General features: G+C 68.7%; 16 protein-coding genes. 15 read left to right on the top strand and 1 reads right to left on the bottom strand.

Annotated features, from left to right (window positions below):
• Positions 1 to 97: 97 nt before the first annotated feature.
• Entirely contained in the window at positions 98 to 871 is a 774-nt protein-coding gene (locus KL788_RS02650; RefSeq protein WP_293168248.1) for a peptidylprolyl isomerase, read from the bottom strand.
• A gap of 119 nt (positions 872 to 990) precedes the next feature.
• On the opposite strand from KL788_RS02650, the gene KL788_RS02645 reads away from it, so the two are divergent.
• From KL788_RS02645 to phnD, 15 genes are all read left to right on the top strand, one after another.
• On the top strand, positions 991 to 2,328 hold the full coding sequence (locus tag KL788_RS02645) for a replication-associated recombination protein A (protein ID WP_293168246.1): 1,338 nt from the start codon (positions 991 to 993) through the stop codon (positions 2,326 to 2,328).
• Positions 2,329 to 2,521: 193 nt separating this feature from the next.
• Entirely contained in the window at positions 2,522 to 3,151 is a 630-nt protein-coding gene (rpsD, locus tag KL788_RS02640) for a 30S ribosomal protein S4 (protein ID WP_255159518.1), read from the top strand.
• A gap of 158 nt (positions 3,152 to 3,309) precedes the next feature.
• Positions 3,310 to 3,537 (top strand): hypothetical protein, encoded by a 228-nt coding sequence (locus KL788_RS02635; RefSeq protein WP_293168241.1) that lies wholly within the window; start codon positions 3,310 to 3,312, stop codon positions 3,535 to 3,537.
• A 53-nt stretch (positions 3,538 to 3,590) separates the two neighbouring features.
• Entirely contained in the window at positions 3,591 to 6,248 is a 2,658-nt protein-coding gene (gene alaS / locus KL788_RS02630) for an alanine--tRNA ligase (protein WP_293168239.1), read from the top strand.
• Between the two features lie 2 nt (positions 6,249 to 6,250).
• On the top strand, positions 6,251 to 6,709 hold the full coding sequence (gene ruvX / locus KL788_RS02625; RefSeq protein WP_293168237.1) for a Holliday junction resolvase RuvX: 459 nt from the start codon (positions 6,251 to 6,253) through the stop codon (positions 6,707 to 6,709).
• 8 nt (positions 6,710 to 6,717) lie between these two features.
• Positions 6,718 to 7,980: an endolytic transglycosylase MltG gene (gene mltG, locus KL788_RS02620; RefSeq protein WP_293168235.1), complete on the top strand. Its 1,263-nt coding sequence runs from the start codon at positions 6,718 to 6,720 to the stop codon at positions 7,978 to 7,980.
• The gene (locus KL788_RS02615) at positions 7,973 to 8,809 is read left to right on the top strand and encodes a shikimate dehydrogenase (RefSeq protein WP_293168233.1); all 837 of its coding nucleotides are present in this window, start codon (positions 7,973 to 7,975) and stop codon (positions 8,807 to 8,809) included. The genes mltG and KL788_RS02615 overlap by 8 nt, the downstream gene beginning before the upstream one ends.
• Before the next feature lie 58 nt (positions 8,810 to 8,867).
• Positions 8,868 to 10,073 carry a chorismate synthase gene (gene aroC, locus KL788_RS02610; RefSeq protein WP_293168231.1) on the top strand — a complete coding sequence of 402 codons (1,206 nt, stop codon included), beginning with the start codon at positions 8,868 to 8,870 and terminating at the stop codon, positions 10,071 to 10,073.
• Entirely contained in the window at positions 10,066 to 10,614 is a 549-nt protein-coding gene (locus KL788_RS02605) for a shikimate kinase (RefSeq protein ID WP_293168229.1), read from the top strand. The genes aroC and KL788_RS02605 overlap by 8 nt, the downstream gene beginning before the upstream one ends.
• The gene (gene aroB / locus KL788_RS02600) at positions 10,611 to 11,687 is read left to right on the top strand and encodes a 3-dehydroquinate synthase (protein ID WP_293168227.1); all 1,077 of its coding nucleotides are present in this window, start codon (positions 10,611 to 10,613) and stop codon (positions 11,685 to 11,687) included. Before KL788_RS02605 ends, aroB begins: the two co-directional genes overlap by 4 nt.
• 34 nt (positions 11,688 to 11,721) lie before the next feature.
• Positions 11,722 to 12,156 (top strand): type II 3-dehydroquinate dehydratase, encoded by a 435-nt coding sequence (aroQ, locus tag KL788_RS02595; protein ID WP_293173104.1) that lies wholly within the window; start codon positions 11,722 to 11,724, stop codon positions 12,154 to 12,156.
• A gap of 107 nt (positions 12,157 to 12,263) precedes the next feature.
• The gene (efp, locus tag KL788_RS02590) at positions 12,264 to 12,827 is read left to right on the top strand and encodes an elongation factor P (RefSeq protein WP_293168225.1); all 564 of its coding nucleotides are present in this window, start codon (positions 12,264 to 12,266) and stop codon (positions 12,825 to 12,827) included.
• Positions 12,827 to 13,243: a transcription antitermination factor NusB gene (nusB, locus tag KL788_RS02585; protein WP_293168223.1), complete on the top strand. Its 417-nt coding sequence runs from the start codon at positions 12,827 to 12,829 to the stop codon at positions 13,241 to 13,243. The genes efp and nusB overlap by 1 nt, the downstream gene beginning before the upstream one ends.
• On the top strand, positions 13,240 to 13,899 hold the full coding sequence (locus tag KL788_RS02580) for a hypothetical protein (protein WP_367120407.1): 660 nt from the start codon (positions 13,240 to 13,242) through the stop codon (positions 13,897 to 13,899). The genes nusB and KL788_RS02580 overlap by 4 nt, the downstream gene beginning before the upstream one ends.
• Before the next feature lie 170 nt (positions 13,900 to 14,069).
• On the top strand, positions 14,070 to 15,053 hold the full coding sequence (phnD, locus tag KL788_RS02575) for a phosphate/phosphite/phosphonate ABC transporter substrate-binding protein (protein ID WP_293168221.1): 984 nt from the start codon (positions 14,070 to 14,072) through the stop codon (positions 15,051 to 15,053).
• Positions 15,054 to 15,097 lie beyond the last annotated feature (44 nt).

Below are 15,097 nucleotides of genomic sequence, written 5' to 3'. Positions count from 1 at the left end.
TCTCAACGGCGCCCGACCGCACGAGCGACGGGCGGTTTTTCAGCGTAGTGCACCCATGCCGGGCCGAGCGGGCCCGTCGCCCGGTCGAGACCGATCGCTATTGGATCGTGATGCCCGTGAGGGTAGTCGCGACGGCGGGCGCACCGTCGGGCGCGCCGCCGTCGGCACCGGCGGAGATCACCTCGGTGATCAGAGAATCCAGACCGCTCGTGATGCGCCCCATGATCGTGTATCCGCCCGCCGCATCCGAGGGGATCACCGACTCGTCGTACACGATGAAGAATTGGCTGCCCATGCTCGAGCCGTCGCCGCCCTGGCGTGCCATCGCGATGACGCCGGTGTCGTAGATGTCGTCGAGCGGCGGGTTCTCGATCGGTCCGAAGCGCCAGTCGGGGCCGCCGGTGCCGTCACCGTTGGGGTCACCGCACTGCAGCACGAAGATGCCCTCGGTCGTGAGCCGGTGGCAGTTGAGGCCGTCATAGAAGCCGCTCTGAACGAGGGTGACGAACGAGGCGACCGCCTGCGGAGCCGCGAGGCCGTCGAGCTCGTAGTCAAGGGCGATGCTCTCGTTCACCGTCATCGTGCCCGTCCACGTGCGGAACTCGCTCAGGGCAGCCGCGGGCGCCTCTGCGAGCGGGGTCTCGGTCGGCTCGGGGCTCGCGCTCGCGACCGGCTCGGGCGTGCCCGGACCGACGGTGAAGTAGACGATCTGGGCGGTCGCGGCGAGCGCACCGACGACGACGATGGCGAGCACGGCCACGAGGTTGTCGCGCCGGCGGCGGCGCGTCTTCGTCTCGTGCACGGTCTGGCGCGCCTGGTAGCGACGCAGGCGATCCTGCGCCTCGCGGTCTTTGGGCGATGCGGTAGCCACTGCTCCTCCGTTCGGCGCAGCCCGCTCCGGGTGCCGTGCGCCGCAGTGAACTCTAGTCGAGCAGGTGCGCGCGTGCGGGCGAGGCCGGTTGCGTCGGCCGCGGCCAGTAGCCTGAGGCCATGGATGCTCAGCCGGGCCTGGGCTCCGCCGCGGTTCCGCTGGCGGTGCGTATGCGGCCCACGCGCCTCGACGAGGTCGCCGGTCAACGGCATCTGCTCAAGGCCGGCTCTCCGCTCGTGAGCCTCGCGAGCGATGATCCCGCTCGTGTCCCAAGTGCGGTTTCTGTCATCCTCTGGGGCCCGCCGGGCACGGGCAAGACCACGCTCGCTCAGGCGATCGCGCGATCGAGTGGCCGTCGCTTCGTGGAGCTCTCGGCCGTGACCGCAGGCGTGCGCGATGTGCGCGAGGTCATGGAACGCGCTCTGGCCGACCGCGATCTCTACGGCACGTCGACCGTGCTCTTCCTCGACGAGATCCACCGTTTCACCAAGGCGCAGCAGGACGCGCTTTTGCCGGGGGTCGAGAACGGCTGGGTCATTCTCATCGCAGCGACGACCGAGAATCCTTCGTTCTCGGTCATTGCGCCGCTGCTGAGCCGAAGCCTGCTGCTCACCCTCGAGACGCTCGACGATGACGATCTCGGCACGCTCGTCGACCGAGCCGTCGCGGATCCGCGTGGCCTGGCCGGAGCCGTGACGCTCGAGACTGCGGCCCGCGAGGCGATCGTGCGACTGGCCTCAGGAGACGCGCGTCGAGCTCTGACGGCACTGGAAGCGGCCGCGCAGTCGGCCGCGGCCGAGGGCGAGCATCCCGTGATCACCGCCGAGATCGTGGCCGCCGCAGTCGATCGAGCCCTGCTGCGCTACGACAAGCAAGGCGACGAGCACTACGACGTGATCAGCGCCTTCATCAAGTCGATCCGCGGCAGCGATCCCGATGCCGCCCTGCACTACCTCGCACGCATGATCGAGGCGGGGGAGGACGTGCGGTTCATCGCGCGCCGCGTGATCATCTCCGCGGCAGAAGACATCGGCACGGCTGACCCGCAGGCGCTGCCGATCGCGGTGGCCGCAGCGCAGGCAGTGCAACTGATCGGCATGCCCGAAGGGCGCATCCCGCTCGCCGAGGCCGTCGTCTATCTCGCGACCGCGCCGAAGTCGAATGCCGCGTATATCGGCATCGACGCTGCGATCGCCGATGTCAAAGCCGGTCGCATCGGCCGCGTGCCGAAGCCGCTGCGTGATGCGCACTATGCCGGGGCGAAGCGGTTGGGACACGGCAAGGGCTATGTCTACCCGCACGACGAGCCCGTGGGTGTGGCGCAGCAGCAGCACCTGCCCGACGAACTCGTCGGTACTGAGTACTACCGGCCGACCGGGCGGGGTCATGAGCGCGAGATCAGTGCGCGCCTCGCGAAGCTGCGGGCGATCATCCGGGGCGAAGCATCGCCCGACTGAGGCTCGCACTGACAGCGACGACCGTCGGCCTCTGGCAGGTCCCGCGCTCTGGTAGGCTTTCCCGGCCCGTCAGATATGGGCACACCCTCCCTCGAAGCTTCCACCGAAGCGCCTCGGCGTGCGTTCGGACCGGACGGAGCGGTGTACGCCCGTGAGCCGCTGAAATTCTCGGCCACGCCCATGGAAGGAAACCGTGTCTACTAAGTCACGTACTCGCAGCAAAACCCGTCTCTCGCGCGCGCTCGGCATTGCCCTCACCCCGAAGGCCGCCAAGTACCTCGAGAAGCGCCCCTACGCTCCCGGTGAGCACGGCCGCACCAAGCGCAAGGCCGACAGCGACTACGCCGTTCGTCTGCGCGAGAAGCAACGCCTTCGTGCCCAGTACGGCATCCGCGAGGCCCAGCTCAAGATCGCGTTCAACGAGGCCCGTCGCTCGGCCGGCCTGACCGGTGAGAACCTGGTCGAGCTGCTCGAGATGCGTCTCGACGCTCTCGTGCTGCGCTCGGGCTTCGCGCGCACCACGGCGCAGGCGCGCCAGATGGTCGTGCACCGCCACATCATGGTCGACGGCCAGCTTGTCGACCGCCCGTCGTTCCGCGTCAAGCCGGGTCAGCTCATCCACGTGAAGCCGCGCTCCGAGGGCACCGAGCCGTTCCAGGTCGCCGCTGCCGGCGGTCACGTCGACGTGCTGCCCAAGGTTCCGGCCTACCTCGAGGTCGAGCTCGACAAGCTGCAGTCGCGGCTCGTGCGTCGCCCCAAGCGCGCCGAGGTTCCCGTGACCTGCGAAGTGCAGCTCGTCGTCGAGTACTACGCAGCGCGCTAGTCGCACGCGCACACGCTCCGTCGAACGGGGGTCCGGCCACTGGTCGGGCCCCCGTTCGCTGTCTGGCCCCGTTCGCTGCCGGAGCCGTGGCCGCTAGGCTGGGTCTCTGCCCGTTCGCGGGCGGGCCACCACATCGACCCCACCGAGAGGGAGCACTCATGAAGAACGTCATCTGGCTCATCGCCGGCATCGGCATCGGCTTCGTCGCCGCCCACCAGGTCTCGCGCACGCCGCAGGGCGCCCAGTTCTTCGACGACGTCGACGCGAAGGCCAAAGAGTTCGGTGCGGCGGTCGTCGACGGGTACAAGGCGCGCGAAGCCGAGCTTCGCGCGGCCGTCGCCGAGGCCGAAGACACCATCGCCGACCTCACTAGCCGCCTCAAGTAACCGGCGGGGCCCCGTGCCCCGCCCACTCTCGACTCAGGACGCCACAGCCCCTCATGCAGACCGCCGACATCCAACGCCGGTGGCTCGACTACTTCGGTACTCGCGGTCACACGGTCGTGCCCTCCGCTTCGCTCGTCAGCGACGACCCGACGTTGCTGTTCACGGTCGCAGGCATGGTGCCCTTCGTGCCGTACCTGACCGGCGTCGTGCCGGCGCCCTACCCGCGCGCCACGAGCGTGCAGAAGTGCATTCGCACCAACGACATCGAAGAAGTGGGCAAGACGCCCCGCCACGGCACCTTCTTTCAGATGAACGGCAACTTCTCGTTCGGCGACTACTTCAAAGAGGGCGCGATCGGGTACGCGTGGGAACTGCTGACCTCGGCGCAGGCCGACGGCGGTCTCGGGTTTGACGAGAAAGACCTGTGGGTCACCGTCTACGAAGACGATGACGAGGCGATCGCGCTCTGGAAGAAGATCGCCGGTCTGCCCGACGAGCGCATCCAGCGCCTCGGCATGGATACCAACTACTGGTCGACGGGCCAGCCAGGGCCGGCCGGGCCGTGCAGCGAGATCTTCTTCGACCGCGGTCCTTCGTACGGCATCGACGGCGGCCCCGCCACCGACGACGACCGCTACGTCGAGATCTGGAATCTCGTCTTCATGCAGTACCTGCGCGGCGCGGGCACGGGCAAGGGTGACTTCGAGATTCTTGGCGAGCTGCCGAGCAAGAATATCGACACCGGCATGGGCATGGAGCGGGTGGCCTTCTTGCTGCAGGGCGTCGAGAACATGTACGAGATCGACCAGGTGCGTCCGGTTCTGGATGCTGCTGCCGAGCTCTCCGGTCGCCGCTACGGTGCCGACCACGACGACGATGTGCGCATGCGTGTGATCGCCGATCACGTGCGCAGCGGCCTCATGCTCATGACCGATGGCGTCGCGCCCGGCAACGAGGGGCGCGGTTACATCTTGCGCCGCCTGCTGCGACGCAGTGTGCGGGCGATGCGCCTGCTCGGTGTGGATGCGCCGAGCTTCGAGGTGCTGTTCGCCGCCTCGCGCGATGCCATGAGCGCCGCCTACCCCGAGGTCGCCCAGAACTACGACCGCGTCTCGCGTCTCGCACTCGGCGAAGAAGACGCCTTCTTGCGCACGCTCGCTGCGGGCACGACGATTCTCGACCTCGCGGTGGCCGAGACCACGAAGTCGGGCGGCACGACGCTCGCGGGCGACACGGTCTTCCAGCTGCACGACACCTTCGGGTTTCCGCTCGATCTCACGCTCGAGATGGCTGAAGAGAACGGTCTCGCGGTCGATCGTGAGGCGTTCGACCGACTCATGGCCGAGCAGCGCACCCGCGCGAAGGCCGACGCGAAGTCGAAGAAGGGCGCTCTCGCCGACCTCTCGGTCTATGGCGAGTTCCGCGCGCACGGAGAGACGCAGTTCTTGGGCTACGAGGCGCTCGAGACCGAGACCCGCGTGCTCGGCATCATCGTCGACGGCGCGAGTGTTCCGGTGGCCCATGCGGGAGACCTGGCCGAGGTGATCCTCGCCGAGACGACGCTCTACGCCGAGTCGGGCGGCCAAGAGTCTGACGAGGGCCTCATCGTCGGCAGCGGCTACGAGCTCGAGGTGCTCGACGTGCAGCGCCCCGTCAAGGGGCTCGTGAGCCACCGCGTGCAGGTCGTGCACGGCCAGGTCGAGGTCGGGGCGGTGGCGACGACGAAGGTTGACCGGCAGTGGCGTCGATCGGCGACGCAGGCGCACTCCGCGACGCACGTCATCCACGCTGCGCTTCGTCAGACGCTCGGGCATGACGCGCACCAGTCGGGCTCGTACAACAAGGCCGGCTACATGCGGCTCGACTTCAGCTGGAACCAGGCTCTGAGCCCGGCAACGCGCAGCGAGATCGAAGAGATTAGCAATCTCGCCGTGCGCGACAACCTGCCCGTCGAGACGCGGGTGCTGCCGCTCGACGAGGCCAAGGCGCTCGGCGCCATGGCGCTCTTCGGCGAGAAGTACGGCGACGAGGTGCGGGTTGTCGACATCGGTGGCCCCTGGTCGCGCGAGCTCTGCGCGGGCACCCACGTGGGCTCGTCGGCTGAGATCGGCATGATCAGTCTCGTCAGCGAGTCGTCAGTCGGGTCGACGAATCGACGGGTCGAGGCCCTCGTCGGCTTCGAGGCCTTCCGTGAGTTCGCGGCTGAGCGGGCTCTCGTGCAGCAGCTGACGAGCACGCTCAAGACGCCGCGCGACCAATTGGCCGAGCGCGTGGCCGACCTCAGTGCGCAACTCAAGGCCGCCGAGAAGGCCGTGGCGCAGTTCGAGTCGGCGCGACTGACCGAGCGGGTTCCGGCACTGCTGGCGTCTGCCACACCTGTCGGCGCCGTATCGGTGATCGCCGACAACGTCGGCACCCTGTCGAACTCCGATGATCTGCGCACACTCGCGACCACCGTGCGCGGCCGCATCAGTGACACGGCCTCTGTGGTCGTGCTCGCCGCCGAGGTGGGGGGCAAGGCGGCCGTCATCGTCGCCACGACTGCCACGGCGCGCGACGCCGGAGCGAAGGCGGGCGTGCTCGCGCGTGCGGCCTCGGCGGTGCTCGGCGGGGGCGGCGGCGGTAAGGACGACCTCGCCCAGGGCGGGGGCGCCGACCCGTCGGCGATCCCCGCGGCGATCGAGGCTGTGCTCGCGCAGCTGCGGCACTAGCGGTGCGCACCGGTGTGCGGCTCGGCGTCGACGTGGGCACCGCCCGGGTCGGGGTCGCGCGCAGCGATCCGCACGGCATGCTGGCCACCCCAGTCGAGACGCTCGCGCGACGCGATGATGTCGTGGCGGGCATCCGTCGCCTCGTCGACGAGCACGGCGCGATCGAGATCGTCGTCGGGCTGCCGATCGCGCTGAGCGGCGCCGAGACCGCCTCGACAGCGGATGCGCGGGCCGTCGCGAGCACGATCGCGGACTCGCTCGATGTGCCGGTGCGCCTGGTCGACGAGCGCCTGACGACCGTGTCGGCCGCGCGCGGACTGCGCCAAGCGGGCAGGACGAGCAAGAACTCACGATCAGTAGTCGACCAAGCCGCCGCTGTTATCCTGCTCCAGCACGCCCTCGACCTCGAGCGCGCCTCTGGGAACCCGCCCGGAGCGCTCGTCGAGCCGCACGAAAGCTGACCAGCAGAGTGACTGAGAACGACAACTGGGACGACATCTTTCGCCCTCAGCCGTCCGCGGCCGACGATGCCCCGCGCTCGGGCGCGACGCCGGCAGCGGTGCAGACCGATGAGGGGGCTCCGCAGAGTCGTCGGGCAGCGCGCGAGAGCGAGGGGCGCGGCTCCCGCTCGAAGGGCTCGACTGCGCGCCCCCCGCGCCGTCGCCGCCGCTGGCCCTGGGTCGTGCTCGGCATTCTCGCGCTGCTGCTTGGCGTCGGCGCGGCCGGCACCTGGTACGTCTGGACCAATTACGAGTCTCAGGTGCGCGAACTGCTTGGCTGGGAACTGCCGAACGACTTCGAGGGAACCGGAAACGGCACCGAGGTGTTCGTGACCATCTACAGCGGCGAGATCGGGGCCGATGTGGCCGACTCGCTCGTCGAGCAGGGTGTCACGATGACCTTCGAGGCCTTCTACGACCTGCTGCTCGCCGACTCGACGATCCAGTTCATCCCCGGTACCTACCGTCTGCAGGAGGAGATGTCGGCGCAGTCGGCGCTGGATGCCTTGCTCGACCCCGCGAACAAGGTGGAGTTCAGCGCGACCGTGCGCGAGGGTTTGCGTGCTGGCGAGGTCATCGAGGCACTCTCCGCCGGGACCGGGATCCCCCTGGACGAGTACGAGGCCGCCATTGCCGACCCCTCGATCTACGGCATCCCTGCCGAAGCGCCCAACATCGAGGGCTACATGTTCCCGGCCACGTATACGTTCGAGCCGAACACCACGGCTGAAGACCATATCCGCACCCTGGTCGACGAGATGTTCCGACGGCTCGACGCGGCAGGGGTCGCTGAGGCCGATCGTCACACCGTGCTCACCAAGGCATCGCTGATTCAGCGCGAAGCACGCCTCGCAGACGACTTCTACCGGGTGTCGCGCGTCATCGAGAACCGCCTGGCCGATGGCTGGCGCCTCGAGTTCGACTCGGCCACGCAGTACGGCGCTGGCGAGACCGGCTCCGTCTGGTCGAGCGGCGATGCGCTGGATGCCGACAACCCCTACAACACCTACGTCATCACCGGGCTGCCGATCGGCCCGATCGCGGCACCGGGAGACGTGGCGATCGACGCGGTGCTCAACCCCGCCGACGGGCCCTGGTTCTTCTTCGTCACAGTTAACCTGGCCACGGGAGAAACCAAGTTCTCTGAGACTCTTCGTCAGCATGAGGAGGGTGTTGCTCAGCTGCGGGCCTGGTGCCGCGCGAGCGACGAGAACGCCGTCTACTGTGCGTAGGCGTCTCGCAGTACTCGGGTCTCCGGTCGCTCACTCGCTGTCGCCCACACTGCACACCGCCGCGTACCAGCACCTCGGCCTCGACTGGGTCTACGAGCGTCACGAGGTGCGCGAGGCTGAGCTCGCCGGCTTTGTCGACGGTCTCGACTCGAGCTGGCGTGGTCTCTCGGCGACGATGCCCCTCAAAGAAGAACTGCTCGCCCTGGCCGACGAGCGCGATATCGCGAGCATGCTGACCGGTGCCGCCAACACCCTGCTGCTCGACGACGATGGAGTTCGCCGGGTGCGCAACACCGATGTGGCGGGCATCGAGCGCGCCCTGCGCGATGCCGGGGTGGTGACGGCCGAGCACGCTGTGATCGTCGGGGCGGGCGCGACGGCGCGATCCGTGCTCGTCGCGCTCGAAGGCCTCGGGCTGCGTAGCGCCGTGCTCGCGGTGCGCGAGCCTGCTCGTGCACAGGCAATGGTCACGCTCGGCGACCGACTCGGCCTCGAACTCGACGTCGTGCGGCTCACCGACCTCGACCAGGTCGTCGACGAATGCGATGTCGTGGCGTGGACTCTGCCCAATGGGGTCGGCCTGCATCAGCCGCTGCCGTTCGACGCCCGCACGAGCGCGGTGGCTCTTGACGTCACGTACCACCCGTGGCCGGGGCCGCTCGCCGCGCAGTGGCTCGAGGTCGGCGGGCGCGTGGCATCGGGGCGCGACATGCTGTTGCACCAGGCCGTGCGCCAGGTGCGGTTCTTCGTCTCCGGACAGACCGAGGTGCCGCTCGACGACGAGTCCGGGGTCGAGGCGGCGATGCGGGCCGCCCTCGACCTCGTGTGACGGTGCGAGCGGCTGCGAGCGGGCATCCCGCCCCATGCGACCGTGGGAGGATGGAAGCATGCTGCGCTGGTTGACTGCCGGAGAATCCCACGGCCCCGAACTGATCGCCGTGCTCGAAGGGTTGCCCGCGGGCGTGCCCGTGCTGCGCGAAGCGATTCAGGCCGACATGCAGCGCCGCAAGCTCGGTTACGGGCGCGGAGCACGCATGAAGTTCGAGCAAGACGAGTTGACGATCTCGGGCGGCGTGCGCCACGGTGTGAGCATGGGCAGCCCGATCGCGCTGCGCATCGGTAACACCGAGTGGCCCAAATGGACCACGATCATGAGCCCCGACCCCGTCGACCCCGCCGAGCTCACGGGTGGTCGAGGTGCGCCGCTCACCCGCCCCCGCCCCGGTCACGCCGACCTCGTCGGCATGCAAAAGTACGGCTTCGATGAGTCGAGGCCGGTGCTTGAGCGGGCGAGCGCGCGCGAGACAGCCGCTCGCGTGGCGCTCGGGGCCGTGGCGCGATCGTTCCTCAGCGAACTCGGCATCCGTCTCGTCGCTCACACGCTCGCGATCGGGCCGGTGCGCGTGCCCGACGACGCGGCACTGCCGCTACCCGACGATGTGGATCGACTGGACGCCGACCCGATGCGGTGCCTACACGCCGAGACGAGTGCCGCCATGGTCGCCGAGGTCGATGACGCCCACAAGTCGGGTGACACACTGGGCGGCGTGGTCGAGGTGCTCGCCTACGGCGTGCCGCCGGGGCTCGGGTCGTACGTGCACTGGGACCGACGCCTTGACGCGAAGCTCGCCGCCGCGCTCATGGGCATTCAGGCGATCAAGGGCGTCGAGGTCGGCGACGGGTTCGAGACCACCCGGCGCCGCGGCTCAGCAGCCCACGATGAGCTCGTCGTCGACGATGGAGTTATTGAGCGATTGAGCGACCGCGCGGGTGGCACCGAAGGCGGCATGAGCACGGGCACCGTGCTGCGCGTGCGGGCCGGCATGAAGCCGATCGCGACCGTGCCGCACGCGCTGCGCACTGTCGACACCTCGACCGGTGAGGCCGCACCGGCCCACCACCAGCGCTCCGACGTGTGCGCCGTGCCCGCTGCGGGCGTGGTGGCCGAAGCTATGGTCGCCCTCGTGCTGGCCGAGGCCATGCTCGAGAAGTTCGGTGGCGACTCGATCGCCGAGACGCGTCGCAATCTCGAGGGCTACCTCGCAGCGATTCCCGCGACCCTCACGACGGCGGTCTCCGACGGCCGTGGCTGAGTCGGCAGCAGCGGGAGACAGCCCGACCGGCCCGCTGGTCGTGCTCATCGGGCCTCCAGCCGCCGGCAAGACGCGCGTGGGCAAGCGCGTGGCGCGCATCCTCGAGGCTCCCTTCATCGACACCGATCGGATCATCGCGGCCGAGCACGGACCGATTCCGGCGATCTTCGCCGAACGCGGAGAGCTCGCTTTTCGAAAGATCGAGGCCGACGCGGTCGAAGAAGCGCTGCAGCAGCGCGCCGTGGTCTCGCTGGGCGGGGGAGCCGTCATGACCCCGAGCGTCGCGGCCGGCCTGGCCTCAGCACCCGTTGTGCTGCTCACGGTCAGCGCCGACGCGGCGGCAGAGCGGCTCGACCCCGAGACGCGGCCGCTCGTGCGCGAGGGGATCGGCGCCTGGGTCGACCTCGTCGCGACCCGCATGCCGACCTACATCTCGCTCGCTTCCGCGACCTGGGACACCTCATCGCGGCCCATCGACCGCATTGCCGAAGAGATCGCCGAGTGGACGCGCGAGCGCGCCGTCTCGGCCGGAGGATCATGACCGACACCACCGTCATCCCCGTGAGTGGCCCGCCGACGTACGACGTGCTTGTCGGCCGTGGTCTGCTCGCGCAGTTCGACGAACTGCTGCCGCCGACGGCCGCGAAATTGCTGGTCATTCACGCGCCGCCTCTTGCGGCGCACGCGGAGGCTTTGCGCGAGCTTCTCACGGGCCGTGTCGAGGTGCTGCTCGCCGAAGTGCCCGACGCTGAGGGCGCCAAGCGGGTCGAGGTGGCTGCCTTCTGTTGGCAGATCATGGGACAAACCGATTTCACACGAACGGATGTCGTGGTCGGCCTGGGAGGGGGAGCCACGACCGATCTGGCGGGCTTCGTGGCCGCCACCTGGCTGCGTGGTGTGCCGGTGATCCAGGTGCCGACGACGGTGCTCGGCATGGTGGATGCTGCGGTCGGCGGCAAGACCGGCATCAATACGGCGGAAGGCAAGAACCTCGTCGGCGCTTTCTGGGCACCGGCTGCCGTGGTCGTCGATCTCGACCTGCTCGAGGGTCTGCCCCAGAACGAGATTCTTGCGGGGTTCGCCGAAGTCGTGAAGTGCGGCTTCATCGCCGACCCGGCCATTCTCGACCTGCTGGAGGCTGATGTCTCGGTCGCGACCGATCGACACAGCCCGGTGTTCCGCGAACTGATCGAGCGCAGCATCCGAGTCAAGGCGGCCGTCGTGAGCGATGACTTCACCGAGCAGGGCCAGCGCGAGATTCTGAACTACGGCCACACGCTCGGACACGCGATCGAGCACGCCGAGCGATATCGCTGGCGGCACGGCGCGGCCGTCGCGATCGGCATGGTGTTCGCCGCCGAGCTCTCGCACCTGGCGGGCTCGCTGCCGGCTGAGCAGGTCGATCGCACGCGGCGCATCCTCGCGTCGCTGACCCTGCCGACGGGGTACCCGCTCGGCCGGTGGAAGACCCTGCTCGCGACCATGCAGCGCGACAAGAAGGCTCGCGCCGGCATGCTGCGCTTCATCGTGCTCGACGACGTCGCCCGCCCGCGCGTGCGGGGCGGCATCGATGAGTCGATGCTCTTCGCGGCCTACCAGGAGGTGGGGGAGTGACCTCGCGCGCCTCTAGGCTGTGCGCATGACCGCCGTGACTCGAGTGCTCGTGCTCAACGGGCCGAACCTCAATCGACTGGGCACTCGTGAGCCAGAGGTCTACGGCACGCAGACTCTCGACGACATCCGCGCGATGCTCGCCGCCGAGGCGAGCGGCGTCGAGATCGACCTGCGTCAGTCGAACGACGAGGCAGAGCTGATCGGCTGGCTGCATGAGGCGGTGGATGCTCGCACGCCCGTCATTCTGAACCCGGCCGCCTTCACGCACTACAGCTACGCCCTGCGTGACGCGGTCGCCCTCGTGACCGAAGCAGGCGTGCCCGTCATCGAGGTGCACCTGTCGAACCCGCACGCCCGTGAGGCATTCCGGCACAACAGCGTGGTCTCCGGCGTGGCGACCGGGGTCATCGCCGGATTCGGTGCCGACTCGTACCGGCTCGCGCTCGCTCAAGTGCTGCGCGGCGCCTGACTGCCCGCCCCTGCCCGCTGGGCTGGGGCACTGTCGACTAGACTTCCAGGTCGGCGCGAGTGCGCGCCCGACAGACTGCTCTCCACCGGAACGGAACCCTCACACTCATGGCGACCACGAACGACATCAAGAACGGCAGCGTGCTCAATCTCGACGGCCAGTTGTGGAACGTCATCGAGTTCCAGCACGTCAAGCCGGGCAAGGGCGGCGCGTTCGTGCGCACCAAGATGCGCAACGTCATGAGCGGCAAGGTCGTCGACAAGACCTTCAACGCTGGCACCAAGGTCGACTTCGCGACGGTGGACCGACGCGACTACTCGTACCTGTACCAGGACGGCGCCGACTACGTCTTCATGGACACGACCGACTACGAGCAGGTCACCGTGCCCGCGACCGTCGTCGGTGATGCCGCGAACTTCATGCTCGAGAACCAGCAGGTGACGATCGCGATGCACGAGGGCGCAGCGCTCTACCTCGACCTGCCGGCCTCGGTCGTGCTCGAGGTCACCTACACCGAACCCGGCCTGCAGGGCGACCGCTCGACGGGCGGCACCAAGCCCGCGACGCTCGAGACGGGCTACGAGATTCAGGTTCCGCTGTTTCTCGAGACCGGCACGAAGGTCAAGGTCGACACGCGCTCTGGCGACTACCTCGGTCGCGTGAACGAGTAGTGAGCGCCCGCAGCAAGGCACGCAAACGCGCGCTCGACATGCTGTACATCGCAGACGTGCGCCAGGTGCCGATCGCTGCGGTGCTCGACGAGGAGACCCGCCGCGCCGCGGCGCTCCCGCAACGCGCGTCGAGCTGGCCCTACGCCGAGCAGATCGTGCGCGGGGTCGACGAGCACCGGGCAGAGATCGATGCGGTGATCGAGCAGCACGCCGTGGGCTGGACGCTCGCCCGCATGCCCATCGTCGACCGCGCGATCCTGCGACTCGCCACGTGGGAGCTGCAGCACAACCCCGAGATTCCGACGGCCGTGGCCATCGCCGAGGCGATGGAGCTCGCGAGCGTGCTCTCGACCGATGACAGCGCGCCGTTCGTCAACGGTCTGCTCGGATCGATCGCCGAGACCGCTCGGGCGTGATGGCCGACCGGCTGCTGATTCTCGACTTCGATGGCACGCTGTGCCTCGGCGACGGGCCAGTGCGCGCGTTCGCCCGGGAGGTGGCCTCGACGGCGGGTGCCGCTGCCGTCGACCTGCTCGACCCCCTCGATCGTTTTCTGCAGGGCGAGCTGGGCACGCCGTTCGAGGGCTGCGCCGACGCCTACACGGCGGTGGCGACATGGGCTCGTGAGCGCGGACTCGAACGCGGAGCGATGACGGCTGCTTTTCTGCGCGGGCGCGCCGAGCTCGATGCTGGCCATATTGAGATCTCCACCCCGGACGGGGTGATCGATCGCCTCGGGGCGATGCAGGGTTGGCACCGAGTGCTCGTGACGAACTCGCCGCTCGCGAGCACGGTGACGCTCACCGCGCGACTCGGGCTCGACACTGTGCTCGACACGATCATCGGCGACGCCGCGAAGCCAGGCGGACTCGAGGCTCTCCTGGCACCCGGCGGCGATCTCGACGCGCGTCGCTGGAGCCGCGTCGTCTCGCTCGGAGACATCTGGATCAACGACCTCGCGCCGGTGCACGCGGTCAGGGGAGAGACCGGGCTTATCGAACGCCACCCCCAGCCCCAGGCTGTTCCGACCTGGCGTGCAGGGAATGTTCAGGCATTGCTCCACCAGATCTGAAGGCGTTTCGACGTTCAGGGGTCGCGCGTGAACAGCGCGTAAACATCCTCATCCCGAAACGCACTATCACTCGACCACCCCCGAATGAGGGGTTACCGTGAGGGGGAACGGCGCGCCCACCAGGAGCGTCGCTCGCCACCTTCCTGCATCGACACCACAAGGAGCTCACAGTGAAGACCTCATTCCGTCGCCTCGGCGCCCTCGCGGCCGCCTCGGCCCTCGCCCTCAGTCTCGCCGCGTGCGCGACCGACGCTGCCCCCGAAGAAGACGCCGCCGGCACCGAATGGCCCGATGAGCTCGTGCTCGGCCTCGTGCCCTCCCAAGAAGTCGACCAGCTCGTGCTCGATGCCGAGGTGCTCGGCGAGTTGCTCACCGCCGAGCTGGGTATCCCCGTGACCACGGAGGTCACTGACAGCTACAACGCGCTCGTCGTGGCCATGCAGTCGGGACAGGCCCAGATCGGAATGTTCGGCCCGATCGCGCTCGTGCAGGCGGCCGACCAGGCCGGCGCGGTTCCGATTCTGCAGTCTGTGCGCTTCGGCTCGAGCACGTACGTCACGCAGTGGTTCACGAACGACCCCGATCGCTTCTGCACGACCGAGGTCGTCGTCGACGACGACGGCTTCGCGTTCTGCAACGGAGTCGACACCGCCGAGTCGGGTCCGGTCGGCGATGAGGCTCTCGCCAATATCGCCCAGGATGAGATCATCTCGTTCGTCGACGAGGGCTCGGCCTCGGGCTACTACTACCCGGCCACCCAGCTGCAAGAGGCCGGTCTCGACCCGTTCGACCTCAGCGGCGCGTTCTTCGCCGGTGGGCACCCCAACTCGGTGCTCTCGGTCGCCCGAGGCGATGCCGCGGTGGGTGTGAGCTTCAACGACGCTCGCGGCAACGTGGTCGAGGAACTGCCCACTGTCGGCACCGACGTCGTCGTCTTCGCGTGGTCGACGAACATTCCGAACGACGGCGTCGCTGTCGGCGGAGACCTGCCCCAAGACCTGCAAGACGCGATCACGGCGGCCTTCCTCGCGATCGCTGAGTCAGAAGAAGGGCTCGCCGCTCTCGACGCGGTCTACAACATCGAGGGGCTCGTGCCCGCCGACCTCGCCGCACTCGACGCAGCGCGTCAGGTCGAGGCCAACTTCGGCGAGTAGTACGGTCGAATCGGGGCCGGGTCACCCACGACCCGGCCCCGATC

This window comes from Microcella sp. (assembly GCF_019739195.1).
Taxonomy (GTDB): Bacteria; Actinomycetota; Actinomycetes; order Actinomycetales; family Microbacteriaceae; genus Microcella.
This window is presented reverse-complemented; position numbering and strand designations above follow the sequence as displayed.

Coding starts and splice junctions, on each gene's coding strand:
- aroC (WP_293168231.1), top strand. CDS start 8,868: ATGCTGCGCTGGTTGACTGCCGGAGAATCCCACGGCCCCGAACTGATC.
- aroB (WP_293168227.1), top strand. CDS start 10,611: ATGACCGACACCACCGTCATCCCCGTGAGTGGCCCGCCGACGTACGAC.
- efp (WP_293168225.1), top strand. CDS start 12,264: ATGGCGACCACGAACGACATCAAGAACGGCAGCGTGCTCAATCTCGAC.
- KL788_RS02635 (WP_293168241.1), top strand. CDS start 3,310: ATGAAGAACGTCATCTGGCTCATCGCCGGCATCGGCATCGGCTTCGTC.
- alaS (WP_293168239.1), top strand. CDS start 3,591: ATGCAGACCGCCGACATCCAACGCCGGTGGCTCGACTACTTCGGTACT.
- KL788_RS02645 (WP_293168246.1), top strand. CDS start 991: ATGGATGCTCAGCCGGGCCTGGGCTCCGCCGCGGTTCCGCTGGCGGTG.